At 75.1% G+C, this 24,277-nt stretch carries 25 protein-coding genes and 2 riboswitches; of the genes, 19 read left to right on the top strand and 6 right to left on the bottom strand.

What is annotated here, in order from left to right:
• Window positions 1-71 precede the first annotated feature (71 nt).
• From ACH01S_RS05990 to ACH01S_RS06020, 7 genes are all read left to right on the top strand, one after another.
• Window positions 72-968, top strand: coding sequence for a DUF881 domain-containing protein (locus ACH01S_RS05990; RefSeq protein ID WP_067886179.1), 897 nt, complete (start codon window positions 72-74; stop codon window positions 966-968).
• 37 nt (window positions 969-1,005) lie between these two features.
• Window positions 1,006-1,338, top strand: coding sequence for a small basic family protein (locus tag ACH01S_RS05995; protein WP_067886181.1), 333 nt, complete (start codon window positions 1,006-1,008; stop codon window positions 1,336-1,338).
• Window positions 1,335-2,060 (top strand): DUF881 domain-containing protein, encoded by a 726-nt coding sequence (locus ACH01S_RS06000; protein WP_067886182.1) that lies wholly within the window; start codon window positions 1,335-1,337, stop codon window positions 2,058-2,060. Before ACH01S_RS05995 ends, ACH01S_RS06000 begins: the two co-directional genes overlap by 4 nt.
• A 306-nt stretch (window positions 2,061-2,366) precedes the next feature.
• Entirely contained in the window at window positions 2,367-2,897 is a 531-nt protein-coding gene (locus tag ACH01S_RS06005; RefSeq protein ID WP_067886184.1) for a double zinc ribbon and FHA domain-containing protein, read from the top strand.
• A 46-nt stretch (window positions 2,898-2,943) separates the two neighbouring features.
• The gene (gene ftsR / locus ACH01S_RS06010; RefSeq protein ID WP_083980370.1) at window positions 2,944-3,669 is read left to right on the top strand and encodes a transcriptional regulator FtsR; all 726 of its coding nucleotides are present in this window, start codon (window positions 2,944-2,946) and stop codon (window positions 3,667-3,669) included.
• A 142-nt stretch (window positions 3,670-3,811) separates the two neighbouring features.
• A complete protein-coding gene (locus ACH01S_RS06015; protein ID WP_067886188.1) occupies window positions 3,812-4,282 on the top strand; it encodes a bifunctional nuclease family protein in 471 nt (156 codons plus the stop codon).
• A 487-nt stretch (window positions 4,283-4,769) separates the two neighbouring features.
• Window positions 4,770-5,375, top strand: coding sequence for a MerR family transcriptional regulator (locus ACH01S_RS06020; protein WP_067886191.1), 606 nt, complete (start codon window positions 4,770-4,772; stop codon window positions 5,373-5,375).
• A gap of 171 nt (window positions 5,376-5,546) precedes the next feature.
• Here the strand turns inward: ACH01S_RS06020 and ACH01S_RS06025 are convergent, their stop codons facing one another.
• Entirely contained in the window at window positions 5,547-7,976 is a 2,430-nt protein-coding gene (locus ACH01S_RS06025; protein WP_067886193.1) for a lysylphosphatidylglycerol synthase transmembrane domain-containing protein, read from the bottom strand.
• Window positions 7,977-8,212: 236 nt separating this feature from the next.
• A riboswitch (glycine riboswitch) is annotated at window positions 8,213-8,307 on the top strand.
• Window positions 8,308-8,419: riboswitch (glycine riboswitch) on the top strand. It begins immediately after the preceding riboswitch.
• A 68-nt stretch (window positions 8,420-8,487) separates the two neighbouring features.
• Between ACH01S_RS06025 and gcvP the strand changes: the two genes are divergently transcribed.
• Window positions 8,488-11,361, top strand: coding sequence for an aminomethyl-transferring glycine dehydrogenase (gene gcvP / locus ACH01S_RS06030; RefSeq protein WP_067886196.1), 2,874 nt, complete (start codon window positions 8,488-8,490; stop codon window positions 11,359-11,361).
• A 93-nt stretch (window positions 11,362-11,454) separates the two neighbouring features.
• Window positions 11,455-12,576, top strand: a complete 1,122-nt coding sequence (locus tag ACH01S_RS06035; protein WP_067886198.1) for a tetratricopeptide repeat protein — start codon at window positions 11,455-11,457, stop codon at window positions 12,574-12,576.
• A gap of 31 nt (window positions 12,577-12,607) precedes the next feature.
• On the opposite strand, the gene ACH01S_RS06040 is transcribed toward ACH01S_RS06035, so the two are convergent.
• Complete coding sequence (locus ACH01S_RS06040) at window positions 12,608-13,033, bottom strand: PPOX class F420-dependent oxidoreductase (RefSeq protein ID WP_067886200.1); 426 nt, start codon at window positions 13,031-13,033, stop codon at window positions 12,608-12,610.
• 50 nt (window positions 13,034-13,083) lie between these two features.
• Here ACH01S_RS06040 and ACH01S_RS06045 point away from each other — a divergent pair, with 50 nt between their 5' ends.
• A complete protein-coding gene (locus ACH01S_RS06045; protein WP_067886202.1) occupies window positions 13,084-13,737 on the top strand; it encodes an alpha/beta hydrolase family protein in 654 nt (217 codons plus the stop codon).
• A 114-nt stretch (window positions 13,738-13,851) separates the two neighbouring features.
• On the opposite strand, the gene ACH01S_RS06050 is transcribed toward ACH01S_RS06045, so the two are convergent.
• Complete coding sequence (locus ACH01S_RS06050) at window positions 13,852-14,055, bottom strand: DUF5999 family protein (protein WP_067886204.1); 204 nt, start codon at window positions 14,053-14,055, stop codon at window positions 13,852-13,854.
• Window positions 14,056-14,333: 278 nt separating this feature from the next.
• Between ACH01S_RS06050 and ACH01S_RS06055 the strand changes: the two genes are divergently transcribed.
• Genes ACH01S_RS06055 through ACH01S_RS06065 form a run of 3 tightly spaced genes read left to right on the top strand, consistent with a single transcriptional unit; the run spans window position 14,334 to window position 17,240 of the window.
• Window positions 14,334-15,062 carry a (Fe-S)-binding protein gene (locus ACH01S_RS06055; protein ID WP_067886206.1) on the top strand — a complete coding sequence of 243 codons (729 nt, stop codon included), beginning with the start codon at window positions 14,334-14,336 and terminating at the stop codon, window positions 15,060-15,062.
• 59 nt (window positions 15,063-15,121) lie between these two features.
• Window positions 15,122-16,540, top strand: coding sequence for a lactate utilization protein B (locus ACH01S_RS06060; protein WP_067886208.1), 1,419 nt, complete (start codon window positions 15,122-15,124; stop codon window positions 16,538-16,540).
• Between the two features lie 49 nt (window positions 16,541-16,589).
• The gene (locus ACH01S_RS06065; protein ID WP_067886210.1) at window positions 16,590-17,240 is read left to right on the top strand and encodes a LutC/YkgG family protein; all 651 of its coding nucleotides are present in this window, start codon (window positions 16,590-16,592) and stop codon (window positions 17,238-17,240) included.
• A gap of 9 nt (window positions 17,241-17,249) precedes the next feature.
• Here the strand turns inward: ACH01S_RS06065 and ACH01S_RS06070 are convergent, their stop codons facing one another.
• Window positions 17,250-17,825: a TetR/AcrR family transcriptional regulator C-terminal domain-containing protein gene (locus ACH01S_RS06070; protein ID WP_067886212.1), complete on the bottom strand. Its 576-nt coding sequence runs from the start codon at window positions 17,823-17,825 to the stop codon at window positions 17,250-17,252.
• 134 nt (window positions 17,826-17,959) lie between these two features.
• On the opposite strand from ACH01S_RS06070, the gene ACH01S_RS06075 reads away from it, so the two are divergent.
• The 3 genes from ACH01S_RS06075 to ACH01S_RS06085 all read left to right on the top strand — a co-directional run bounded on the left by ACH01S_RS06075 (window position 17,960) and on the right by ACH01S_RS06085 (window position 19,619).
• On the top strand, window positions 17,960-18,376 hold the full coding sequence (locus ACH01S_RS06075; RefSeq protein WP_067886214.1) for a plectin: 417 nt from the start codon (window positions 17,960-17,962) through the stop codon (window positions 18,374-18,376).
• 230 nt (window positions 18,377-18,606) lie between these two features.
• Entirely contained in the window at window positions 18,607-19,299 is a 693-nt protein-coding gene (locus ACH01S_RS06080) for a maleylpyruvate isomerase N-terminal domain-containing protein (RefSeq protein ID WP_246237121.1), read from the top strand.
• A gap of 71 nt (window positions 19,300-19,370) precedes the next feature.
• The gene (locus ACH01S_RS06085) at window positions 19,371-19,619 is read left to right on the top strand and encodes a metallothionein (protein WP_067886218.1); all 249 of its coding nucleotides are present in this window, start codon (window positions 19,371-19,373) and stop codon (window positions 19,617-19,619) included.
• A gap of 97 nt (window positions 19,620-19,716) precedes the next feature.
• Here ACH01S_RS06085 and ACH01S_RS06090 read toward each other — a convergent pair whose 3' ends face one another.
• Both ACH01S_RS06090 and ACH01S_RS06095 read right to left on the bottom strand, forming a co-directional pair.
• Window positions 19,717-20,238, bottom strand: coding sequence for an NUDIX domain-containing protein (locus ACH01S_RS06090; protein WP_067886220.1), 522 nt, complete (start codon window positions 20,236-20,238; stop codon window positions 19,717-19,719).
• Between the two features lie 189 nt (window positions 20,239-20,427).
• Window positions 20,428-20,940 carry a MarR family winged helix-turn-helix transcriptional regulator gene (locus ACH01S_RS06095; protein ID WP_067886222.1) on the bottom strand — a complete coding sequence of 171 codons (513 nt, stop codon included), beginning with the start codon at window positions 20,938-20,940 and terminating at the stop codon, window positions 20,428-20,430.
• Between the two features lie 118 nt (window positions 20,941-21,058).
• Here ACH01S_RS06095 and ACH01S_RS06100 point away from each other — a divergent pair, with 118 nt between their 5' ends.
• From ACH01S_RS06100 to ACH01S_RS06110, 3 genes are all read left to right on the top strand, one after another.
• Window positions 21,059-22,042 carry an ATP-binding cassette domain-containing protein gene (locus tag ACH01S_RS06100; RefSeq protein ID WP_067886224.1) on the top strand — a complete coding sequence of 328 codons (984 nt, stop codon included), beginning with the start codon at window positions 21,059-21,061 and terminating at the stop codon, window positions 22,040-22,042.
• 35 nt (window positions 22,043-22,077) lie between these two features.
• Window positions 22,078-22,968, top strand: a complete 891-nt coding sequence (locus ACH01S_RS06105) for an ABC transporter permease (protein ID WP_083980372.1) — start codon at window positions 22,078-22,080, stop codon at window positions 22,966-22,968.
• Between the two features lie 93 nt (window positions 22,969-23,061).
• On the top strand, window positions 23,062-24,267 hold the full coding sequence (locus tag ACH01S_RS06110) for an esterase-like activity of phytase family protein (protein ID WP_246237122.1): 1,206 nt from the start codon (window positions 23,062-23,064) through the stop codon (window positions 24,265-24,267).
• Window positions 24,268-24,277 lie beyond the last annotated feature (10 nt).

The raw sequence follows: 24,277 nt of genomic DNA on the forward strand, positions 1-24,277 counted from the left end.
GGACGCGCCCGCCGGGTGCGTTACGGACCGGGTTCCCGCGTTGATTTGGACGTCCTTGCCATGATGGGGCCGTGATCACACGACGGGACGACGGCCCGGACGGCTGGCGGCGGCGGCCCGACGCCTCCATGTCGCTGCTCGCCGACCTGTTCGCCGGCAAGCTCCTCGACCACGGCTACGCCGAGGCGGCGGCCCGGCGCGCGGCGGCGGGCGGGACCGGCCCCCGGCGGGGGCGGCTGCGCGGCGGCGGCGTCCTGCTCGTCCTCGCGCTCGCCGGGACGCTGATCGCGGTCGCCGGGGCCGAGGTGCGGCGCGGCGAGCCGGTCGCCGCCGAGCGGCGGTCCCGGCTCGTCGGCGAGATCCGCGCCCGCACCGCCGAGACCGACGACCTCCAGCGCCGCCTCGGCCGCCTGCGGGACGAGACCGAGCGCCGCCGCGCCGCCGCCCTCGCCCGCAGCGCGGAGGGCCGCCGCGTCCGGCACGCGCTCGCCCGCGCGGGCGCCGCCGCGGCCGCGACCCCGGCGGCCGGCGACGGCCTGGTCGTCACGCTCGACGACGCGCCCCGCGGCGACCCGGACGACCGCCCCGGCCGCGAGCCCGCCGCGGGCGACGGCCGGGTCTACGACCAGGACCTCCAGGTGCTGGTCAACGGCCTGTGGGCGGCCGGGGCCGAGGCGATCGGGATCAACGGGCAGCGGCTCACCCCGACCACCGCGATCCGCGCCGCGGGCGAGGCGATCCTCGTCGACTACCGCCCGCTCGGCGCGCCCTACGCGGTGACGGCGGTCGGCGACCCCGGCCGGCTCCGCGCCGCGTTCGCCGGATCGGCCGCCGACCGGCGGCTGCGGGCGCTGAGCGAGCGCTACCGGATCGGGTACGGGACGCGCCGCGCGTCCGGCGTCCGGCTGCCCGCCGCCGGAGCGGTCCGGCTGCGCTACGCCGTCCCGCACGAGGGGGACGGCCGGTGAGCGGGGGACCGGTGGACGCGGGAGGGGTGACCCGGACGTGATCGCGCTGATCGGGCTCGTGATCGGCGTGGCGCTCGGGCTCGTCCTCCAGCCGGACGTGCCGCTCTGGGCGGAGCCCTACCTGCCGATCGCGGTCGTCGCGGCGCTCGACGCCATGTTCGGCGGCATCCGCGCCCGGCTGGAGGGGATCTTCGACGAGAAGGTGTTCGTCGTGTCCTTCCTCAGCAACACCGTCATCGCCGCGCTGATCGTGTTCCTCGGCGACAAGCTCGGGGTCGGGTCGCAGCTCTCGACCGGCGTGGTGGTCGTCCTCGGCATCCGGATCTTCTCGAACGCGGCGGGCATCCGGCGCAGGCTGTTCGGCGCATGACGGGCCCCGAAGGCGACGCCGAACGCGGCGCCGGGCCGCGCCCGGAGGGCCTCCGCGCGGTCGCCGATCTGTTGAGGCCGCGAGTCAGCTGGGGCCAGCTGGTCGGCGGTCTGCTGTGCCTGGTCCTCGGGTTCGCGGCGGTCGCGCAGATCCGCTCGAACGAGCGGGACACCACGTTCGCCACCGCCCGCCAGGACGAGCTCGTCGGCGTCCTGTCCGACCTCGGGCAGCGCTCCGAGCGGCTGCGCGGAGACCTGCGCGACCTGGAGGACACCAAGGCCCGCCTCGAACGGGACGCCCAGGGCGGAACCGCCCTGGAGGAGGCCCGCAACCGGGCGGCCACCTATGGCCTCCTCGCGGGCACCGTCCCGGCCGAGGGCCCCGGCATCGAGCTGACGGTCGACGACCCCCGGCGCGGCGTGAAGGCGGTCAACCTGCTCGACGCGCTGGCGGAGCTACGCGACGCGGGCGCCGAGGTCGTGCAGGTCAACGACGTGCGCGCCGGGGTCGACAGCTACTTCCTGGACGGCCGCGACGGCGTCCTCGCCGACGGCCGCCCGCTCGTCCCGCCGTACCGGTTCCGCGCCATCGGCGACCCCCACACGATGACGACCGCGCTGAACATCCCCGGCGGCCTGGTGCGGACGCTCCAGGGGGCGGGCGCCGAGGTCTCGATCACCCCGCGCGCGAAAGTCGTCGTGGACGCGATACGGTCTCCGTAGAGGGAGACGGGGGGAGCGGTAAACCGGACGGCCCGCTCGAACGTCGTCATCGGGGCGGTCCGCGCGGCGGCGTAGACCTGCGATCATCGACGAATGTAGTTTGGTCCGGTCGGCTCACCGTTCCAGTTGACCCCTCGGGTAATACCCGCGTAAGTTGCGGCGACCGTCGTCTGAGCGGGCGGTGGGTCGACCGTGGCCGGGGGCGGGCCCCCGGCGTGGGTTGGTTGATGGATGCGCGTGGCGCAGGCGGCTCCCGTTGCGGCGGGGCGCCCGTGCCGCGCCGATGGTAGGAGGCCGAGCCGATCGATGCCGAGCGTCTACTGCACGCAGTGCGGTCACGCCAACCCGGATGATGCCCGCTTCTGCTCGAACTGCGGTACTCCGCTCACCCGGAGTCCGCTGCCTCCCCGGGAGTCGCCCGGCGAGTCCACGTCCACCATCTCCATCGGCGGCTTCGAGGCCCTCGACACCGACGCCGGGACCGAGGAGCCCTCGCTCGGCCCCGACCAGATGGCCATGGACGCGCTCCCCCCGGGGACGGCGCTGCTCGTGGTCAAGCGGGGCCCGAACGCGGGCAGCCGGTTCCTGCTCGACAAGGACCGCACCTCCGCCGGACGGCACCCCGAGAGCGACATCTTCCTCGACGACGTGACCGTGTCCCGCCGCCACGCCGAGTTCGCCCGGCAGGGGACGGTGTTCTCCGTCCGCGACGTGGGCAGCCTCAACGGCACCTACGTCAACCGGCAGCGGATCGACCAGGCCGGGCTGTCCGGCGGCGACGAGGTGCAGATCGGCAAGTTCCGGCTGGTGTTCCTGACCAACCCGGCGCACGGCTGACGCGGGCACCGGCGAGCACGAGGCCGCGGCGACGATGGGAGGGGCCATGAACGCGCAACCAGCCCGGTCCCTGATGACGATCGGGGACGTCCTCGGACTGCTCAGGCCCGACTTCCCCGACATCACCATCTCCAAGATCCGGTTCCTGGAGTCCGAGGGCCTCGTCGAGCCGCAGCGCAGCCCCTCCGGGTACCGCAAGTTCGGCGCGGCCGACGTGGAGCGGCTCCGGTTCGTCCTCGCCGCGCAGCGCGACCACTACCTCCCGCTCCGCGTCATCCGCCAGCACCTTGAGGCGCGCGACCGCGGCGAGAACCCGCCGCCGCTCGGCCCCCGCCGCGCGGGCGCGCCCGAGCCGCGCCGCCCCCGCACGCTCGTCGCGGCCGACACCACCGCCGCGGACCCGCCCGTCCGGCTGACCCGCCGCCAGCTCCTCGACGGCGCCGGGATCGACGAGGGCCTGCTCGCCCGGCTGGAGGAGTACGGCCTCGTCCGCCGCGCCGGGACGCACTACGAGGGGGACGCGCTGAGCGTCGCCCGCGCCGCCGCCGCGCTCGGCGAGTTCGGCTTCGAGGTCCGCCACCTGCGCGCCGTGAAGGCCGCCGCCGACCGGCAGGTCGGGCTGATCGAGCAGATGGTCGCGCCGCAGCTCCGCCGCCGCAGCCAGGGTGCTCACGAGCAGGCGGCCGAGACCGCGCGGGAGATCGCGGCGCTGTCGGTCCGGCTGCACGCGGCGCTGGTCGACGCGGGGCTCCGCGAAAGTCTCGACCGCTGATCATGGCCGCCGCGGAGGATTTTGCCGGACCCGCGGCATCACGAGCTGTCCGGGGGCGGGTGTACGTTGGCTACAGGGTTCGGTCACGAACTGATCCGCTGCACGTGGTGATCGAGACGGCGAGAACCAGCAGGGAGCCGCAGTGAAGCAGATGGAGGTCGTCGGCGTCCGGGTCGAGATGCCCTCCAATCAGCCCATCGTCCTTCTGAAGGAGACGGAGGGCGACCGCTACCTGCCCATCTGGATCGGGGCGGTCGAAGCGACCGCGATCGCCTTCGCCCAGCAGGGGGTGCTGCCCGCCCGCCCGCTCACCCACGACCTGTTCCGCGACGTCCTGGACGCCCTCAGCGTCCAGCTCCGCACCGTCAACATCACCGCGCTGCGCGAGGGCATCTTCTTCGCCGACCTGGTGTTCTCCAACGGCGTCGAGGTGAGCGCCCGGCCGTCCGACTCGATCGCCCTCGCGCTGCGCACCGGCGCCACGATCTTCGCCAGCGAGGACGTCCTCGAAGAGGCCGGGGTCGCGATCCCGGACGAGCAGGAGGACGAGGTCGAGAAGTTCCGCGAGTTCCTCGACACCATCTCCCCGGAGGACTTCGGCCGCGCGGGCTGACCGCCCGGGCCGCGGCGCGGCGAGCACCCTTGGCGAGCCGCGGGCGCGAGGGGATCACCAAGAGGTACTCTCGTTTCAGCAACCTCAGCCACCACCCCGGCCACGCACGCGCCCGGACCGTCGCGATCGCGGGCGAAGCCAGGTTCGAGCGAGGCGAGAACCTGATCGCGAAGCGAGCCGCAAGGCGAGCCGGAGCGATGCGGCGATCGCACAGCGGTGCACGACGATGGAGGGCCGCCAAGGCCCGAAGGAGGAGTGCGCCGCGATGAACACGAGTGCGGGGCGATAAACACGGGTAGGAGTGGGGTTGGCTCGGAAGGTGCGAGGTTTGCCCACGTGAAGCCGGTTCATCCGGGCATGCGACGCGCCGACGATGAACGTTGACCACACCCTGACCGGCACCTACCGTGCTGGTGGAACACCCGTGGTGTAAGTCGTCAAACCCCCTTGACGAAGCGCCACGGGATGATAGAAGCCGGAGGTCCGCGTGGCGGTGAGCAGCGGCGAGGGCAAGGCGACCCCCGACAGGCAGATGGCGTCCCAGCGCGCCGGGGAGCAGGGGCTGCTCTTCGACACGCAGGTGTCCGTGCCACCGGAGGATGTCGGCTACCGCGGCCCGACGGCGTGCGCCGCGGCGGGGATCACCTACCGGCAGCTCGACTACTGGGCGCGGACGAAGCTGGTCGAGCCGAGCGTCCGGTCGGCGCACGGGTCGGGCAGCCAGCGGCTCTACAGCTTCCGCGACATCCTCGTCCTGAAGGTCGTGAAGCGGCTCCTCGACACCGGGGTGTCGCTGCAGCAGATCCGGACGGCGGTCTCGCACCTGCGCGACCGCGGCGTCCGCGACCTGGCGCAGATCACGCTGATGAGCGACGGCGTCAGCGTCTACGAGTGCACCTCGGCCGACGAGGTCGTCGATCTGCTGCAGGGCGGGCAGGGCGTGTTCGGGATAGCGCTCGGCCGCGTCTGGCAGGAGGTCGAGGGCAGCCTCGCCGAACTGCCGGGCGAACGCGCCGAGGCCGTCGGGGACGACCCGTCCGAGCACCCGCACGACGAGCTCGCGAACCGCCGCCGCGCCCGCCGCACCGGCTGACCCTCCACCCCACTGTCTCGAACCCCCTGGCTCGCCCCCGCACCGGCTGAGCCCCCCGGGCACCGACCGAAGCCCCGCCGCACCGGCTGAGACGCACTCCGCCGGAACCCGCGCACCGGTCGAAGCCCCGCCGTACGGCCCGCCGCACCCGCTCGACCCTCCGGCCCAGGCTCAGAGGGCTTCCTTGCGTTGGAGGTAGGCGAAGGCCGCCCAGCCGGGGAGCACCGGCAGCCACAGGGTCAGCAGCCGGTACAGCAGCACCGCCGACGTCGCGGTCTCCGCGGACAGGCCCGAGATCGTCAGCGCCAGCGTCAGCGCGCCCTCCACGGCGCCGAGCCCGCCGGGCGTCGGCGCGGCCGAGCCCAGCGCGTTCGCGGTGAGGAACACCACGAACACCGACGTGATCGGCAGCGAACCCCCGAACGCGCGGATCGAGGCGTCCAGGCATAGGACGAACGCGAGCGTCAGCAGCAGGGTCCCGCCCATCCCGGTGGTGAGCTTCTTCGGCGACTGCAGGACGTCCACGAGCCGCGGCACCACGCCGGAGAACATGCTCCGCAGCCGCGACGTCGCCTCCCGTCTGACCCGCGGCACGGTCACCGCGAGCCCGGCCACCAGCCCGGTCGCGAGGACGGCGATGACGATCGTCCGGGACGGCGCGAGGTCCCGCGTGGCCTTGCCGCTCGACCCGGTGAGGAACCCGAACAGGACGAGCAGCAGCAGGTGCGTGGCCAGCCCGACGAGCTGGGACGCGCCGACGCTCGCCACCGCGGGCCCCGGCCGCACCCCGGACCGCTGCAGGTAGCGGGTGTTGACCGCGACGCCGCCGACCGCCGCCGGGGCGACGAGCTTCACGAACGACGCGGCGAGCTGGGCGAGGACGGTCCGGCCGAGCGGCAGCCGCTCCGGGACGAACCCCATCAGCATGAGCGCCGCCGCCAGGTAGGTGAGCGCGGCCCCGCCGAGCGCGGCGACCACCCAGTGCCAGCTCGCCGTGGCCGCCATGGTGCGCAGGTCGAGGCTCGCCACCTGCGGGATGACGATGTACGCCGCGATCGACAGCGCGACGATGCTGAAGACCGTCCGGGGCCGGAACCGCTCCAGCCGGATCGGCGCGACCTCCGTCTCCGGCTTCAGCCGGACGATCTGCTCCCTGATCCGGGTCAGCAGCTCCCGGTCGTGCCGCAGCGCCGCCCGCGTCTCCCGCGACAGCGCGACCCGCTGCAGCAGCGGCACGGCGGCGGCGAGGGCCTCCTCGCCGAGCACCCGGGCGGCGGTGCGGACGGCCCGCTCGGCGTCCGTCCGGAGCGCGACGGTGGTGAGGAACTGCGCGAGGTCGAGCCGCAGCGCGAGGTCGCCCGCCGCGATCTCCCCGGCCCGCAGGCCGGTCAGGTAGGCGCGGCCGTCGTCGCCGACGAGGACGGCGCCGTCCTGCAGCCGCCGGTGCGCGAGCCGCGCCGCCTGCAGGGCGCGGAACTGCCGCCACACGTCGGTGAGGAGGGCGTCGGTGACCTCCTCTCCGGGGACGTCCGCGAGCCGCCGCCCCGGGACGTGCTCGTAGGCGAGCAGGGCCGCCTCGGTGCCGACCTCCGACGTGCCGAGCAGGCGCGGGGTGCGGACGCCCGCCGCGTCCACCGCGTACGCCATCAGCGACTCCTGCTCCAGGGAGCGGCGCAGCGACCGCAGCGCCCGGCCGGTCGTCGCCGAGCGCAGCCGCAGCAGCCGCCACACCCGGTAGAGCAGCCCTGCGGTCTGCTGGTCGCGGTCGAGGACGTGGACCTCCACGTCCCAGCCGCCGCGCCGCGCCGGGGGGCGGACGCCGTGCCCGGCGACGGGGCCGGAGCCGAGGACGACGCCGTACCGGCGGGCCTCCTCGGCGCCCTCGGCGGGCTCGTCCAGCCGGGCGGCCTTCGCCGCGTGGAGCCCGAGCCGGGCCAGCGCGGCCATGACGGCGGCGCCGGACGGGCGCGGGTTCGGGGTGCCGACCGCGTAGAGCGTCCCGTGGCCGATGGCGGTGCCGAGGAAGTAGGTGGCGGCGAGCGCGGCGACCGACGCGTAGGACGCGGTGAGCCCGGTCAGCGCGGCGAGGCCGATCAGCGTCCAGGTCGCGGCCTGCCAGCGGGCGCGGCCCGCCATCCCGACCGCGCTGACGAACGCGATCACGGGCGCGATGTCGGTGTGCACGGGCGCGGTGGCGCTGCCGCCCCAGATCAGCGAGTCGAGGACGCCGCCCGGCGCGGCCCGCACGACGAGGTCGTCGAGGCCCACCGTGATCCCGAACGCGATCACGGCGGCGAGCAGCGCGATCGCGACGCGCGTCCCGTCCTTGTGGAACAGCCGCTCGACCGCGAACGCCACCGGGACGGCCAGCACGCCGAAGCTGGACACGAGCGTCGCGAGGGACAGCAGCAGCCGCGGCGCGTGCGCGGTGCCCTGCGCGATGTCGGTCTGCAGGCCGTGCGTCGTCTGCTGCGCGATCGACACGAGCAGCATCACCGCGGCCAGCCCGACCACGGACGCGGCGAACCGGATGGCGTCGGACGAGCGGCGGATCCGGTCCGGCTGGGCGGGCTCGTCGACGGGCACGGCTGCCGGGGTCACGGCCGCGCCCGCCCGTGCGTCCGCCCGTGCGTCCGTGCGCGCGCCGCGCCGTCGCCCGTGTGCGTCACGCCGTACCGCCGCCCTGATCGTCCATCGCCGTGATCAGTGTCCCAGGCCCGGTCCCCCCGGTGGACGTGCACATGGTACTCGCGGGTAGAGGCGCTCCGGCGCACCTCGGAGGGGTGGGACGATCGTCGCGACCGATCTTTGGGTAGGGTTTGTCCAGGACATGCCGTCGACCCTGTGCGGGAGAGTCCCCACGCGGCCAGCGTGGGGCGCCGAAGGGGCAACCTCCCCGGAACCTCTCAGGCAAAAGGACCGCTCGGGCGAGGCACCTCTGGAAAGCAGGCGCCGGTCCCCGCGGGAGGGGGCGGGCGGCTCACCGAAGGGGAAACCCCGCCGCGCGGGTGAAGCTCTCAGGTGCCGATGACAGAGGGGGAGAACCGGCCGCCGGTCAGTCCCGGCGGTTCACCTGAGCGACCAGCGACCCGCAGCAGCCAGGAGGCTCTCCATGACGGCCCAGTTCTTCGCGCCCGTGGCCGCGCCGCAGCACCCGCGCGCCGCGTTCGCCGACCGGCACATCGGCCCGTCCCCGGACGACCAGGCGAGGATGCTGGCGGCCGTCGGCTACTCCGGCGTCGACGCCCTGATCGCCGACGCCGTGCCCGCCGCGATCCGCACCGGCCGCCCGCTGGACCTGCCGCCCGCGCTGAGCGAGAGCGCCGCGCTGGACCGGCTCCGCGAGCTCGCCGCCCGCAACACCGTCCTCACCTCGATGATCGGGCTCGGCTACCACGGCACGACCACGCCGGGCGTGATCATGCGGAACGTCCTGGAGAACCCGGGCTGGTACACGGCGTACACGCCCTACCAGCCGGAGATCTCGCAGGGGCGGCTTGAGGCGCTGCTGAACTTCCAGACGGTCGTCAGCGACCTGACGGGCCTGCCGGTGGCGAACGCGTCCATGCTGGACGAGGCCACCGCCGCCGCCGAGGGCATGGCGCTCGCGCACCGGGTGTCCAAGCGCAAGGAGCCTGGCACGTTCCTGGTGGACGCCGACGCGCTGCCGCAGACGATCGAGGTCGTGCGGACGCGGGCCGTCCCGCTCGGCATCGAGGTCGTCGTCGCCGACCTGTCCGGCGGGCTGCCGGACGGCGACTTCTTCGGCGTGCTGCTGCAGTACCCGGGCGCGTCCGGGGCCGTCCGCGACCTGGAGCCGGTGATCGCGCAGGCGCACGAGCGCGGCGCGCAGGCGGTCGTCGCCGCCGACCTGCTCGCGCTGACGCTGCTGCGCCCGCCGGGGGAGTCCGGCGCCGACATCGCGGTGGGCTCGGCGCAGCGGTTCGGCGTCCCGTACGGGTTCGGCGGGCCGCACGCCGGATACATGGCGGTCCGCGACGGCATCCAGCGCCAGCTCCCCGGACGGCTCGTCGGCGTGTCCGTCGACGCCGACGGCGCGCCCGCGCACCGGCTCGCGCTGCAGACCCGCGAGCAGCACATCCGGCGGGAGAAGGCCACCAGCAACATCTGCACCGCGCAGGTCCTGCTCGCGGTGATGGCGAGCATGTACGCCGTCTACCACGGCCCGGACGGGCTCGCCGCGATCGCGCAGCGCACGCACCGCCGCGCCGCCGAGATCGCGGCCGGGCTCCGCGCCGGGGGCGTGGACGTCGTGCACGGCGCGTACTTCGACACCGTCCTCGCCCGGGTGCCCGGACGCGGAGCGGAGGTCGTCGCGGCGGCCCGCGAGCGCGGCATCAACCTCCGCCCGGTGGACGCCGACCACGTCGCCGTCGCCTGCGACGAGACGACGCTGCCCGCGCACGTCGCCGCCGTCCTGGACGCGTTCGGCGCCGCGCCCGCCGCCGAGGCCCCTGCCGAGGCGATCCCGGACGAGCTGCGCCGCGAGAGCCCCTACCTGACCCACCCGGTGTTCCACGCGCACCGCTCCGAGACCGCGATGCTGCGCTACCTGCGCCGCCTCCAGGACCGCGACGTCGCGCTCGACCGGTCCATGATCCCGCTCGGCTCCTGCACGATGAAGCTGAACGCCACCGCCGAGATGGAGCCGATCACCTGGCCGGAGTTCGCGAACATCCACCCGTTCGCGCCGGTCGAGCAGGCCGCCGGGTACGTCGAGCTGATCGGCGAGCTGGAGGGCGCGCTCGCCGAGATCACCGGGTACGCGAAGGTGTCCGTCCAGCCGAACGCGGGGTCGCAGGGCGAGCTCGCCGGGCTGCTCGCCATCCGCGGCTACCACGCCTCGCGCGGCGAGGAGCGCCGGGACGTGTGCCTGATCCCGTCGTCCGCGCACGGCACGAACGCGGCCAGCGCCGTCATGGCGGGGATGCGCGTCGTCGTGGTGAAGTGCGACCAGGGCGGCAACGTCGACCTCGACGACCTGCACGCCAAGATCGAGGAGCACGGCGACCGGCTCGCCGCGATCATGGTGACCTACCCGTCCACGCACGGGGTGTTCGAGGAGACGATCACCGACGTGTGCGCGGCCGTGCACGACGCGGGCGGCCAGGTCTACGTCGACGGCGCCAACCTCAACGCGCTCGTCGGGCTGGCCCGTCCGGGCGAGTTCGGCTCGGACGTGTCGCACCTGAACCTGCACAAGACGTTCTGCATCCCGCACGGCGGCGGCGGGCCGGGCGTCGGCCCGATCGGCGTCCGCGAGCACCTGGCCCCGTTCCTGCCGAACCACCCGCTGCGCGCCGAGGCGGGCCCGGACACCGGCGTCGGCCCGATCTCCGCCGCCCCCTGGGGCTCGGCGGGCATCCTGCCGATCTCCTGGGCCTACATCGCCATGATGGGACCGGACGGCCTGCGCGCCGCCACCGAGGGCGCGATCGTCGCGGCCAACTACCTCGCCGCCCGGCTCGGCCCGCACTACCCGATCCTCTACACGGGGCGGAACGGGCTCGTCGCGCACGAGTGCATCGCCGACCTCCGCAAGATCACCAAGGAGACCGGGATCACCGCCGAGGACGTCGCGAAGCGCCTCATCGACTACGGCTTCCACGCCCCGACCCTGTCGTTCCCCGTCGCCGGGACGCTGATGATCGAGCCGACCGAGTCCGAGGACCTCGCCGAGCTCGACCGGTTCTGCGACGCGATGATCGAGATCCGCCGGGAGATCCAGCGGGTCGCCGACGGCGCCTACGACCGGGAGGACAACCCGCTCAAGAACGCTCCGCACACCGCCGCCTGCCTGCTCTCCGACGACTGGAAGCACGCCTACACCCGCGAGGAGGCCGCCTACCCGCTGCCCGCCCTCCGCGAGGACAAGTACTGGCCGCCCGTCCGCCGCATCGACCAGGCCCACGGCGACCGCAACCTGGTCTGCTCCTGCCCGCCGCCGGAGGCGTTCGAGGACTGATGGTCGCCCCTCCGGGGCGGCGCACCCGCTAGGCTCGGGCGCGACCCGACCCCCCGAGAGGGCGGCGCGTCCCCGACCCCAGAGGGCAGATCGATGAGCGAGTCCCCGGAGCCGGACCTCGACCCGGCGAAGGCGTGCGAGGAGGCTCGGAACCTGGCCGAGAGCGGCGAGGCCGAGCGGGCGGCGGCGTTGTTCGAGGCGGTGCTCGCGCTGGGCGACACGCCGTGCCGGGCGCGGGCGGCGCTCGGGCTCGCGGTCGTCCTCGACGACGCCGGGGACGTCGCCGGGGCCCGCGAGGCCGACCGGGCGGCGATCGCCACCGGCGACCCCGAGTACGGGCCGCGCGCCGCCTACCACCTCGCGCTCACGCACGAGCGGGCGGGCGAGCAGGCGCAGGCGGCGCCCGCGTGGCGGGTCGTGGTCGACTTCGGCAACCCGGCCTACCTGCCGCCCGCCCACCTGGCCCTCGCCCGGATCGCCGACGACGCGGGCGACTTCGAGGAGGCGCGCGGCCACTGGGAGGCCGTGCTCGGCACGGGCGACGCCGAGTACGGCCCGCCCGCCGCGCACGACCTCGCCGAGCGGCTGCTGGAGCGCGGCGAGCCCGCGCGGGCGCAGCGCGTCCTCACCGCCGGGCTCCGGCTGATCGACCGCGGCGCCGCGCCGTACGCCTACGCGCGGCTCGCGGTCGCGCTCGGCATCGCCTGCCTCGACCAGGCGATCGGCGCGTTCGACGCGGCGCTCGGGCAGGACCCGTCCGACCCGGAGGTCGGGCCGCTCGCCACCGAGCTGCTCGCCCGGACGCTGCCGCTGCGCGGCCGCGGCGGCGAGGCGGCCGAGGTGTGGCGGCGCGGCCTCGCCGACCCGGCGACGGCCGCGCAGGTCCGCGCCCGGCTCCGCCGCGACTTCGGCGCCGACGAGGACGACGCCGACCCCGCCGACCTGTGGTGGGAGCCCGTCGTCGAGCAGGCCGTCGCGGACGGGACGCTGCCCGCCCTCGCCGGCGACGCGTTCGGCGCGCTCGACCACATGTACGCGCTGCTCGCCGTCCAGGACGCGGGCGGCCCCGCGGACCGGCCGAAGGGCGACGCGGGCGACGCGCTCGGCCGGGCGGTGCGCGTCCCGAGCGGCTACGCGTGGGGCCCGCTGCTGCGGGAGAGCTTCGCCGAACGCCTCCGCCTCGCCATGGACGCCCCCGACCGCACCGACACCTGACCGGGCGCGGGACGGCAAGCCGCTCGGCGGGCTAGTCGGTGATGCCGCGTTCGGCGACGACCTTCGTGACGCGGGCGCGGACGAGGTACTCGGTCGGGACGGCGTTGCGCGCGCCGAACTCCTCGGCGCGGTCGGCGCCCATGTAGCGGCCGCCGATGGCGGTGGCCCAGCGGCGCATCTCGTCCAGGTCCTCGACCAGGGACGCCTCGGCCCGCATCATCACGTACGAGTAGGGCGGGGTCTGGTCGTCCACGCAGATGGAAAGGCGCGGGTCCCGGGCGAGGGCGCGGCCCTTGACGGTCGCGCGGGCGGTGTTGAACAGCACGTCGTCGCCGTCGAGGACGAACCAGACCGGCGTGACGTGCGGCGTCCCGTCCGCGGTGGTGACCGCCGCCTTGCCGGTGCGGGTGCCCGCCATGACGAACGCGCGCCATTCGGCGTCTGTCATTCGCTCCATCCGCCCAGTCTGCCGCAAAGATCATCAGGGCGGCCCGCTACGGTGGGCGCATGGGCAGGCGGACGAGGCTGGCGACGGCGCACGGACCGGCCGGGGTGACCGTGGACGCCGTGGACGCCCCCGCGTTCCTGCTGGTCCTCACGCACGGCTCGAACGGGGGAGTGGACGCGCCCGACCTGCTCGCCGTCCGGGAGGCGGCGCTCGGCCTCGGCGGCGCGGTCGCGCGGGTGACGCAGCCGTTCCGGCTCGCCGGGCGCCGCGCGCCGGGCTCGGCGGTGAAGCAGGACGAGGCGTGGCTGCAGGTCGTCGCGAAGCTGCGGCGGCGGTTCGGGGACGTCCCGCTCGTCCAGGGCGGGCGGAGCAACGGGGCGCGGGTCGCGTGCCGGACGGCGGCGGCCGCCGGCGCGGCGGGCGTGGTCGCGCTGGCGTTCCCGCTGCACCCGCCGGGCCGTCCGGACAAGACGCGGGTGGAGGAGTTGCGCGGGGCGGGCGTGGAGGTGCTCGTCGTCAACGGCGACCGCGACCCGTTCGGGGTGCCGGACGCGGCGGACGCCGCGGAGGTCGTCGTCCTGGCGGGGGAGCGGCACGACCTGGGCCGCGACCCCGCCGCGGTCGGACGGGCGGCGGAGCCGTGGCTGCGGAGATGGGCGGGGTCCGCGGCGGGGTCGCGGGCGGCCCGTCCGGTGGGGACGGGCGGCCGGTGAGGGTCTCCGGTCCGGGCCCGGTGCGGGCCCGGAGTCCCGGGACAGGTGGGCGGAACAGGTGGGCGTTGCCCCCGAGGATGATCACCCGTTTGAACTAGTCCCCCGTGGACGCGTTCAAGCGGCGGACGGAGTCAGCGGATCCGTCGGCCGGTGCGGTGCGATGACTTCCCCGTCGGGCAGCAGCTCACCGGTGTCCTCGAAGAGCACGACGCCGTTGCACAGCAGGCTCCACCCCTGCTCGGGGTGGGAGGCCAGCGTCCGTGCGGCGTCGCGGTCGGGCGCGTCGTGCGAGGGACAGGGCGGCTGGTGCGGGCACATCGTGTGCCTCCGGTCTCGTGCAACTGGTCGGTCGCGTACTTGCTTGTCTGACGCACCCCAGTGTGGAACGGTTCGTGCCCCTCGGCCATAGCCCGTTGGGACGGTTGTCCGTTGGTACCGGAGTACCGGACGCTGTGACCCGCCTCACCCCGAAGTGCCGGTAACCTCAGCGTCCCCGCCGCGCGATAACGGACGGAGAACGACACGCCGTCGCCGCGTGAAACCCCTACGATGTTCGGCGGGAACGGGCTTTGCGGAGCGTGGGGGGAGTGAGGCCGGTGCGGGTCGCCCTGTCCGTCGCCTGCTTCGACGACGCGCTGTTCCCGGACACCGGGAAGGCCGTGACCGCCCTGCTGGAACGGCTCGGGCACGAGGTCGAGTACCCGCCGGGCCAGACGTGCTGCGGGCAGATCCACTGGACGACCGGCTACCACCGCGAGGCGGCCGCGCTGGCCCGCGCGTACGCGGCGCTGTTCGAGGGCGCCGCGGCGGTGGTGGCGCCGTCGGCGTCGTGCGCGGCGGCCGTCCGCGACTCCTACCCCCGGCTGGCCCGCGCCGCCCGCGACCCGGCCCTCGCCCGCGCCGCCGAGGGCCTCGCCGTCTACGAGCTGACCGAGTTCCTGGTGGACGTGCTGGGCGTCACCGACGTCGGCGCGTACTTCCCGCACCGGGTCACCTACCACCCGTCCTGCCAGGCCGCGCGGGTGCTCGGCACCGGCGACCGCCCGCTGCGGCTGCTGCGCGCGGTGCGCGGCCTCGACCTCGTCGAGCTGCCCGCGGCGGAGGAGTGCTGCGGGTTCGGCGGCGCGTTCGCGATGAAGAACTCCGACGTGTCGGTCGCGATGGTGGCCGACAAGGTCCGGCACGTCCGCGACACCGGCGCCGACGTGGTGTGCGCGGTCGACAACTCGTGCCTGGCGCACATCGGGGGCGCGCTGTCGCGGCTGCGCGGCGGCGTCCGGACGATGCACCTGGCCGAGATCCTCGCCGCGACGGGGCCGGCGTGACGGCCTCCTCCCGGCGGACGGCCCCCTCCTCCGCCGGGACGAGGCCCGGCGGAGGCCCGGTGCCGCTTCCCGCGCCGAAGTTCGCGACCGCCGCGCGGTCCGCGCTGGCCGACACCGGCCTGCGCCGCAACCTGCGCGGCGCGACCGCCGAGGCGCGGGCGCGCGCGTCCGCCGCCACCGCCGAGGCCGCCGACTGGGAGGCGCTCCGCGAGGCGGGCCGCGCGATCGGGGAGGCGGCGCTCCTCAACCTCGACGTCCACCTGGAGGAGCTGGAACGCGCGGTGACCGGCGCGGGCGGCGCCGTGCACTGGGCGGTCGACGCGGCCGAGGCGCGCGAGGTCGTCACCGGCCTGGTGCGGGCGTCCGGCGCGACGGAGGTCGTGACGGCGTCGTCGGCGACGCTGCGGGAGATCGGGCTGGCCGGCGCGCTGGCCCGCGCCGGGGTCGCCGCCCACGAGACGGCGATCGCCGACCTGGTCGTCGGGCTCGGCGGGGACGAGCCGTCCCACCTGCTGTCGCCCGCGCTGCACCGCGACCGCGCGGAGATCGCCGAGCTGTTCCGGCGGACGCTGCCCGCCGCCGCGGACCTCGGCGACGACCCGGCCGGGCTGGCCGCCGCCGCCCGCGCCCACCTGCGCGACCGGCTGCTGCGCGCCCGCGTCGCGGTGACCGGCGCGAACTTCCTCGTCGCCGAGACCGGGACGCCCGTGGTGGTGGAGTCCGAGGGCAACGCGCGGATGTGCCTGTCCCTGCCGGACACGCTCATCACCGTCGCGGGCATCGACAAGGTCGTCCCGTCGTGGGCCGACCTGGAGGTGTTCCTGCAACTGCTGCCGCGCGCGGCGGGCGCGGGCCCGATGACCCCGTACGTGACGTCGTGGCCGGGCGTGACGCCGGGCGACGGGCCGCGCGCGTTCCACCTCGTCCTGGTCGACAACGGGCGCACGCGGGCCCTCGCCGACGAGGTCGGGCGCGCCGCGCTGCGCTGCGTCCGCTGCTCGGCCTGCGTGAACGTGTGCCCCGTCTACGAGCGGACGGGCGGCCGGGCGTACGGGCCGGTGTATCCCGGCCCGATCGGCGCGATCCTCACCCCGCAGCTGCGCGGGGTGGAGAGCGCGGCGGACGCGTCCCTGCCGTACGCGTCGACGCTGTGCGGCGCGTGCGCCGACGTCTGCCCAGTGAAGATCGACATCCCGGGGGTGCTGGTGCACCTGCGGGGCGCGGTGGTGGAGTCGCGGCGGCGGCGGCCCGTCCCGACGCCGGAGCTGGCGCTGATGCGCGGGCTCGCCTGGACGATGGGCGACGCCCGCCGCTACGAGACCGCGCTGCGGCGGAGCACCCGGTGGGCGCGGCTGCTGTCGCGCGGCGGCCGGATCCGCCGCCTGCCCGGCCTGCTCGGCAAGTGGACCGAGGCCCGCGACCTGCCCGCGCCGCCCGCCGAGAGCTTCCGCGCCTGGTGGGCCCGGAGGCGCCCGTGACGGTGAGCGGGACGGCGAGCGGGACGGCGAGTCGGACGGCGGGGCGGTCATGACCGGCGGCGGTTCGCGCGCGGAGGTGCTGCGCCGGGTGCGGGAGGCGCTCGGCGGGTCGCGCGGCACGAGCCCGCCCGTCCCGCGCGGCTACGACCGGGCGCTGTCCGAGGCCGACGCCGCGACCAGGGCGGACGTCGTCGCGCTGTTCACCGAGCGGGTCGCCGCCAACCGGGCGGCGGTGCGGCACGTCAGCGCGGACGAGCTCGGCACCGCCGTCGCCGCCGCGCTGTGGGGACGCGAGGCCAAGCAGATCGTCGTCCCCGCCGACCTGCCGTACGGGTGGCTGGCGGAGCTGGACGGCGTCCGCGCGCTGGCCGACGCCCCGGCCCTGGACGCCGAGGCGCTCGGCGCCGTGGACGGCGTGGTCACCGGCTGCGCGGCGGCCGTCGCGCGGACCGGCACCGTGGTGCTGGACGGCGGCCGCGCGCAGGGCAGGCGGGCGCTCACCGCCGTCCCCGGCTACCACCTGTGCGTGGTGCACGCCGACCAGATCGTCGGGACGGTGCCGGAGGCGGTGGGGCGGCTCGACCCGTCCCGGCCGCTGACGTGGATCAGCGGGCCGTCGGCGACGCACGCGATCGAGATGGTCCCGGTGGAGGGCGCGCACGGCCCCCTGCACCTGGAGGTCCTCGTCGTCGAGGACTGACCCGCCGGGCTACTGGACGCTCTTCAGGACGAGCTCCAGCCCGGCGTCGAAGCGGTCGTCCCAGTTCACGGCGCGGTCGGCGCCGTCCTCGGCGGTGCCGCGGACCTCCAGCGCGGCGTGCCCGATGACGTAGCCGAGGAGGGCGTGCGCGGCGACGGCGGCGGTCTCCTCGCGGACGCCGCCGCGGCGCAGCACCTCGCGCAGCGACGTGACCGTCGTGACGAGCGCGGCGGGGTTGCGGCGGGTGACGACGAGGGGGAGGACGCCCGCGTGCGCGAGCAGGCGCGTCCGGTAGCCGCGGGCCCAGCCGCGCAGGACGTCCTGCCAGCCGGCCTGCAGCGCGACCGTGCCGGTGTCGGCGGGCGCGGCCGCGACGTGCGCGACGAGCCCGTCGAGGAGCTGCTCCTTGCCGCGGGGGAGGTGGTGGTAGATCGCCATCGCCTCGACCTCCAGGGCGTCGCCGAGGCGGCGCATGGTGAGCCGGGCGAGGCCCTGGCCGTCGACGATGCGCAGCGCCGCCTCGATGATCCGCTCGGTGGACAGCGGCGCGCGGTGCTGGGCGTTGATGCTCGGTTGCCTGACCATAGTGAGCCTGGACCTTACTACGTAAAGGGCCGGGGCGGGGCGTCCGCCGTCACGACACGCCGGGGCGCCGCGTACCCTTTCCTCGTCCGGACGATTTCACCGACCACGATGCCGACCGCCGAAGGAGTACCGCCATGCCGCTGGGCCGCCGGGTGAGCAAGGACGTCGCCGAGCCGTACGAGGCCGACCAGCGGCTCGCCGCCGAGTACGAGGAGCGGCTCGCGGCGGCCGGGGAGGCCGAGCGGGAGCTGCGGGACGCGCAGGGCGCGCCGACGCCCGAGCCGCGGCTGCGGGAGCTGACCGAGGCGTTCGACCGGGCGCTGACCGCCGTGCTCGCCGCCGCCGAGGCGGCCGAACGGGTCGAGATGGGCCCGAAGGCCTACGCGACGGACGCGCAGGACGCGAAGGCCCGCCGCGCCGCGGAGATCGCCGCCCGCAAGGCGCGGGCACGCGCGGCCGTCCGCCCGTGGACCGACGAGGTCGACCGGCTGCGCACCGCCCGCGAGGCGCACCGGCTGAGCTTCCGCACGCAGCCGACCGTCGTCGTCTGAGCGAGGCCGTGCCAGGGGGGCGTGGGGCCCGACCTGTGCCGACACAGTGTCGCCGGGTGGCACCGGGCACGGAACTTTGAGAGTCTGCCCTCTCGGGGGAGCGTCGGGGGGCGCCGCGCCGCGTGCCGCAGGAGCGCGCCGCGCGCGGCGGCGGCCCGGCGGAGGGGGCACATCGTGCTCTGGACGCGGGGGGAAGTCACGTGGAGCGCACGCCGCCGGATCGTGGCCGGTTGATCGAGTCCTACCAGGACGGGGTGGGGGCGATCCGGGCGCTGGCGGAGCAGGCCGCCGACTGGGACGCGCCGACGCCCTGCGCGGACTGGCGCCTCATCGACCTCGCCGGGCACCTGCGGTGCGTCGCGGAGAACTTCCTCGAGTACCTGCAGGACGCGCCCGACAGCCGGCTGGCGAAGCTGTTCGCGCAGGACGCCGCGTCCGCGGTGCTGATCAGGCAGCAGGCCAGGCAGAACGCGGCGGAGCTCGCGGTGCTGCCGGCGGAGCCCGGCCCGGCCCGGATCCTCGCGTTCGGGGTGTCGGCGGGCGCGTACGCCGACCTGCTGCCGGACATGTGGGACCGGACGCACCTGATCTACAAGGGCACGAAGTACACGGTCGGCGACCACGCGGGCGCGGCGTGCGTGGAGTGGCACCTGCACGCGTGGGACATGGCCCGCGCGATCGGGACGCGGTACCGCCCCCGCGACCCCGACCTGCTGGTGTCGGCGTGGCACTGGGGCGTCCCGCACCTGCCGCTGGAGTCGGGCGACTCGTGGGAGGCGGTGCTGCGGTCCTCGGGCCGGTCGCCGCGCTGGCCGGACCCCGGCGAGGGGGCGGGCCGCACGAGGGGGCGGCGCGCGGGCCGCGCCGCGGCCAGGGGCCCGGCGGCCGCTCCGGGCGGTCCCGCGGGCAAGCCGGTCGGCTGACGGGGTGGTGGGACGCGGCGGACGGGGTAGGGGAGTGTTCGCGACGCGGCGGGGGAACGGAGATCGGACCGATGGCGACCTGCGAGGTCTGCGGCAACGACTACGACATGACCTTCGAGGTGCACGCGCAGGGCCAGGTGCACACGTTCGACTCGTTCGAGTGCGCGGTCACGCGGATGGCGCCGGTGTGCGAGAACTGCGGGTGCCGCATCATGGGGCACGGCGTGGACGTGAACGGGCACTGGTACTGCTGCGCGCACTGCGCCCGGATGGTCGATCCGGAGCGGGGGCGGCAGGCGAAGGACGCCGTGCTGGCCTGACGGGCGAACCCGCCTGACGGACGAAGCGACCTGACGCACGAATGGGCCCGGTGGGCGACCGGGTTCGGCGGCGGCGTCGGCCCGGCCGTGCCGCGGGTCAGGGGCCGTCGCGGCCCGCGAGCGCGGCGGGCAGGCCGGCGCCGAAGGGCTGGGCGACGCCGTCCTCCAGGTAGACGGCGCGTCCGGTGGCCATGGCGTGCAGGCTCGGCCCCATCCGCCGCGCCACGTGCGGCGGCGCCAGCTCGGGGATCTTCTCCGGCGCGACGAGGATGTGGTCGGACAGCTCGTCGGGCGGCAGCCGGATCGCGGCGATCTCCTCGCCGGTGATGGTGCCGCCGAAGACGAAGACGTTCACGGCGTCGACGCCGTCGTCGCGCGGGGAGCCCCAGTCGACGCAGGCGAGGCCGTCCAGGCGGGGGACGAGGCCGAGCTCCTCCGCGCACTCGCGCACGCACGCCGCCAGCGGGGACTCGTCGGTCTCGATGACCCCGCCGGGCAGGTACCAGCCCTCGCTGTAGGTGGGCTTGACCAGCAGGACCCGCCCGAGGTCGTCCAGCAGCAGGGCCGCCGCGGCGCCGCGGGAGCGCGGCAGTGAGGCGTAGTAAGCAAGGTCGGGCATGTACCGAGGTTAGGCGCGATCATGGCCGCGCGAGCCGGGCGGGGTGGGGGTGTGGGCCGCATCCTTCCACGAGATCGACAAGGCACCGCGAATCCGTTCGGAGATCCGGGCAATGGTGACGAATGGGCCCTGACGCAGATCGACAACGCTTGACACGCGATCGTCAATGCGGGCGGTGCGAAACAGGATTTACCGTCGGGCCTCATGGGGTCCGCCGGCGTCGGCGCGGGCGTCCCGGCCCGGCGCGCACGGCGCGGGCTCGCCGAACCGCGTGTCGTGGTGGGCGAGGACCCGCAGGATCAGGTCCTTGAACAGGCGGACCTCGTCCGGGGACAGCGGCTCGAACAGCACCTCGTTCAGCCGGGCGCGGTCGGCGAGGGCCTCGCCGAGCGCGAGCCTGCCGTCCTCGGTGGCGTCCAGGGCGTAGCGGCGGCGGTCCTCCGGGTCGCGGCGGCGCGAGACGTGCCCGGCCTCCTCCAGCGCGTCGACGATGCCGACCAGGTCGCCGGGGTCCATCCGCAAGTCGGCGGCGACCTCGCGCTGCGACATCGGCCCGAGGCGCGCGACGCACGCGAGGACGAGCATGTGCGGCAGCCGCAGCCGGCCGGGGAACATGCGGACCGAGGTGCGCCGCGCGAGCCGCATCAGCTCGAACATCAGGTAGGTGGCCGAGTCGCGCATCGGGTCGGGCCGGTCGTCCACGTCCCCCTCCCTCGGGTTCGGTTGGCATGTCCATTTTCTCTTGACCTGAGAGATAGGCTATCCCTACCGTTGGTGGGCTAACAAATGTGGGCCGGTGCGCGACGCGGAGGGAGACCGGATGCCGGACGGGGGACCCGCCGTCGAGGTCGACGGCCTGATCAAGCGGTTCGGGGACGTGGAGGCCGTGCGCGGCATCGGCTTCACCGTCCGTCCCGGGGAGATCTTCGGGTTCCTCGGGCCGAACGGCGCCGGCAAGTCCACCACGATCAACATGCTGTGCACGCTGCTGAAGCCGAGCGGCGGGCGGGCGCTGGTCGGCGGGTTCGACGTGGTGACCGAGCGCGACGCGGTCCGCCGCAACATCGGCCTGGTGTTCCAGGACACGACGCTCGACGGCTACCTGTCCGGCGAGCAGAACCTGCGGTTCCACGCCGAGCTGTACGGCGTGCCGAGGGCGGTCACCGCCGACCGCATCCGGCAGGTGCTGGAGATGGTCGGGCTGTGGGACCGGCGCTCGGACCTGGTGCAGACCTACTCCGGCGGGATGAAGCGGCGGCTGGAGATCGCGCGCGGCCTGCTGCACTCCCCGCGGGTGCTGTTCCTGGACGAGCCGACCGTCGGCCTCGACCCGCAGACCCGCGCGTCCATCTGGGACTACATCCGCCAGCTCAAGGACGCCGAAGAGATCACGATCTTCATGACGACCCACTACATGGACGAAGCGGAGTTCTGCGACCGGATCGCGATCATGGATTCGGGGCGGATCGTCGCGCTGGACACCCCCGAGGCGCTCAAGGCGGGCGTCGGCGAGGACCGGGTCCGCATCCAGACCGCCGACGACGAGGCCGCGATCGCCGCGATCAAGGAGCGGTTCGACCTGGAGGCGGTCGTGTCCGAGGGCGCGGTCGCGTTCTCGGTGGCGTCCGGGGAGGCGTTCGTGCCGCGGCTGTTCGCCGAGCTCGGCGTGCCGATCCGGTCGGTGAGCGTGTCCCGGCCGTCCCTGGACGACGTGTTCATGTCCTTCACCGGTTCGACGATCCGCGACGCCGAGGCCGGCACGGCCGACCGCATGCGCGTCGCGATGCGCGCGATGCGCCGCTAGCCGGGCACGGGCGAGAGGCGAGGAGAAGAGAGACCATGGCGAGTTCGGTCAAGACCGCCGCCCCGGTCGCCGACGTGGTCCGCGTCCGGGTGCCGGAGCCGGGCCTGCGGCAGGACCTGCGCGCGGTGCGGATCGTCCTGCACCGGGAGCTGATCCGGTTCTGGCGCGACAAGCTGCGGATGGTGTCGGGGCTGGTCCAGCCGGTGCTGTGGCTGCTGGTCATGGGCACCGGGCTGTCGAACCTGATGGCGAGCGGCGGCGGCGCGCACGGCGACATCGACCTGAAGACGTTCATCTTCCCGGGCGTGTGCGCGATGTCGGTGATGTTCACCGCGATGTTCTCCGCCGGGTCGATCGTGTGGGACCGGGAGTTCGGGTTCCTGCGCGAGATGCTCGTCGCGCCGGTCAGCCGCAGCGCGATCGTCATCGGCAAGTGCGTCGGCGGCGCGCTCGTCGCGACGCTGCAGGGCGCGGTGATCGTGGCGCTGGCCGGGCTGGCGGGCGTCCCCTACGACCCGGTGCTGCTGGCGGAGCTGCTCGGCCTGATGTTCATCGGCGCGTTCGCGCTCACCGGGTTCGGGGTGATGATGGCCGCGCGGATCAAGCAGATGCAGTCGTTCTTCGGCCTGATGCAGATGGCCATGATGCCGATGATGTTCCTGTCCGGGGCGCTGTACCCGCTGAACGGGCTGCCGACGTGGCTGACCGTCCTCACCCGGTTCAACCCGCTCACCTACGCGGTCGACCCGCTGCGCCAGGCCGTGTTCCGCCACCTGGACCTGACGCCCGCGCTCCAGCGCACGTTCAACCCGGGCGTGACGTGGAACGGATGGGTCGTCCCGGTGTGGCTGGAGATCGTCATCGTGCTGTGCATGGGCGTCGGGCTGATGGGCGTCGCCATCGTGGAGTTCCGCCACGCGGACTGACTCAGCGAGATCCACCCGTCACCGTTCGTGATGCTGGATACTGGGCTGGCTACTCATGGAGTCGGCTCGGATTCGAAGGGTGATGGTATCCAGGTGAACGGGCATCGGACGATGTGGCGCTGGACGGTGGCCGCCGCGGCGGTCCTCGCGGCGGTGGCCGTCCCCGCGACGGCGGACGGGCGGGCGGCCCGCGCGGCCCACGCCGCGCCCGCGGCGCGGACGGCGGACGCGGGGCCGGGGCTGCGGATCACGCGGTTCCTCGGGGAGCGGACGCTCCCGCACATGATGAGGTTCGAGGGCACGACCGTCGGCGGCCTGTCGGGCATCGACCGCGACCCCCGCACGGGGACGTGGTACATGATCTCCGACGACCGCCGGCGCTACGGCCCGGCCCGCTTCTACACCGGGAGCGTCGACATCGACCCGCGCACCGGCGCGTTCTCCGGCGTCCGGATCAGCGGCGTCTCGACGCTGCGGCGGGCGGACGGCACCCCCTACCCGGGTTTCGGCGAGCCCGGGTCCGCCGACCCGGAGAGCATCCGCTACGACCCGAGGTCGGAACGGGTCGTGTGGGGCGACGAGGGCGACCGCCCGGACGAGACCCACCCGGGGATCCCGGTGTCGGACCTGTCGGTGCGGTGGGCGGGCCGCGACGGCGCCTACCGCGGGGAGCTGGCCGTCCCGCCGAACCTGAAGCAGACCGACGAGCACCGCGGGCCCCGCCGCAACTTCGGGTTCGAGGGCGTGGCGCTCACCCGGCACGGCGTCGCCGCGATGGCCGAGGGACCCCGCTACGAGGACGGCGACCCGCCGTCCACCCGGCAGGGCGCGCTCACCCGGCTCACGCTGTGGGACCGGTCCGGGCGCGCGCGGGCGCAGTACGCCTACCCGGTCGACCGGCTCGCGGCCGCGCCCGTCCCGGCGGGCGGCGCCGACAGCGGCGTCTCGGAGCTCCTCGCCGCGGGCGGCCACCGGTTCCTGGCGCTGGAGCGGTCGTGGATCGAGGGCGTCGGCTACAAGGCCAGGCTGTACGAGTTCGACACGCGCGGCGCGTCGGACGTCCTCGGCCGCGACTCGCTCGCGGGCGGCGCCGGGTACCGGACGGTCGCCAAGCGGCTCGTCGCCGACCTCGGCCGCTTCGGCGGGACGACCCAGAACCTGGAGTCGATGAGCTGGGGGCCGCGCCTGCGCTCGGGCGAGTGCACGCTGGTGGTGGGCTCGGACGACAACTTCGACTCCCGCGAGGTCACGCAGTTCCTGGCGTTCGCGGTGGACGGCTGCCGCGCCGCGCCCCGCTGAGCCGACCTGC

This window comes from Actinomadura chibensis NBRC 106107, assembly GCF_001552135.1.
Lineage (GTDB): Bacteria > Actinomycetota > Actinomycetes > Streptosporangiales > Streptosporangiaceae > Spirillospora > Spirillospora chibensis.

What these genes read in the sequence shown, in the direction of transcription:
- ACH01S_RS06000 (WP_067886182.1), top strand. Translation starts at nt 1,335, where the DNA reads ATGACGGGCCCCGAAGGCGACGCCGAACGCGGCGCCGGGCCGCGCCCG.
- ACH01S_RS06005 (WP_067886184.1), top strand. Translation starts at nt 2,367, where the DNA reads ATGCCGAGCGTCTACTGCACGCAGTGCGGTCACGCCAACCCGGATGAT.
- ftsR (WP_083980370.1), top strand. Translation starts at nt 2,944, where the DNA reads ATGAACGCGCAACCAGCCCGGTCCCTGATGACGATCGGGGACGTCCTC.
- gcvP (WP_067886196.1), top strand. Translation starts at nt 8,488, where the DNA reads ATGACGGCCCAGTTCTTCGCGCCCGTGGCCGCGCCGCAGCACCCGCGC.
- ACH01S_RS06035 (WP_067886198.1), top strand. Translation starts at nt 11,455, where the DNA reads ATGAGCGAGTCCCCGGAGCCGGACCTCGACCCGGCGAAGGCGTGCGAG.
- ACH01S_RS06040 (WP_067886200.1), bottom strand. Translation starts at nt 13,033, where the DNA reads ATGGAGCGAATGACAGACGCCGAATGGCGCGCGTTCGTCATGGCGGGC.
- ACH01S_RS06045 (WP_067886202.1), top strand. Translation starts at nt 13,084, where the DNA reads ATGGGCAGGCGGACGAGGCTGGCGACGGCGCACGGACCGGCCGGGGTG.
- ACH01S_RS06050 (WP_067886204.1), bottom strand. Translation starts at nt 14,055, where the DNA reads ATGTGCCCGCACCAGCCGCCCTGTCCCTCGCACGACGCGCCCGACCGC.
- ACH01S_RS06065 (WP_067886210.1), top strand. Translation starts at nt 16,590, where the DNA reads ATGACCGGCGGCGGTTCGCGCGCGGAGGTGCTGCGCCGGGTGCGGGAG.
- ACH01S_RS06070 (WP_067886212.1), bottom strand. Translation starts at nt 17,825, where the DNA reads ATGGTCAGGCAACCGAGCATCAACGCCCAGCACCGCGCGCCGCTGTCC.
- ACH01S_RS06075 (WP_067886214.1), top strand. Translation starts at nt 17,960, where the DNA reads ATGCCGCTGGGCCGCCGGGTGAGCAAGGACGTCGCCGAGCCGTACGAG.
- ACH01S_RS06085 (WP_067886218.1), top strand. Translation starts at nt 19,371, where the DNA reads ATGGCGACCTGCGAGGTCTGCGGCAACGACTACGACATGACCTTCGAG.
- ACH01S_RS06090 (WP_067886220.1), bottom strand. Translation starts at nt 20,238, where the DNA reads ATGCCCGACCTTGCTTACTACGCCTCACTGCCGCGCTCCCGCGGCGCC.
- ACH01S_RS06100 (WP_067886224.1), top strand. Translation starts at nt 21,059, where the DNA reads ATGCCGGACGGGGGACCCGCCGTCGAGGTCGACGGCCTGATCAAGCGG.
- ACH01S_RS06105 (WP_083980372.1), top strand. Translation starts at nt 22,078, where the DNA reads ATGGCGAGTTCGGTCAAGACCGCCGCCCCGGTCGCCGACGTGGTCCGC.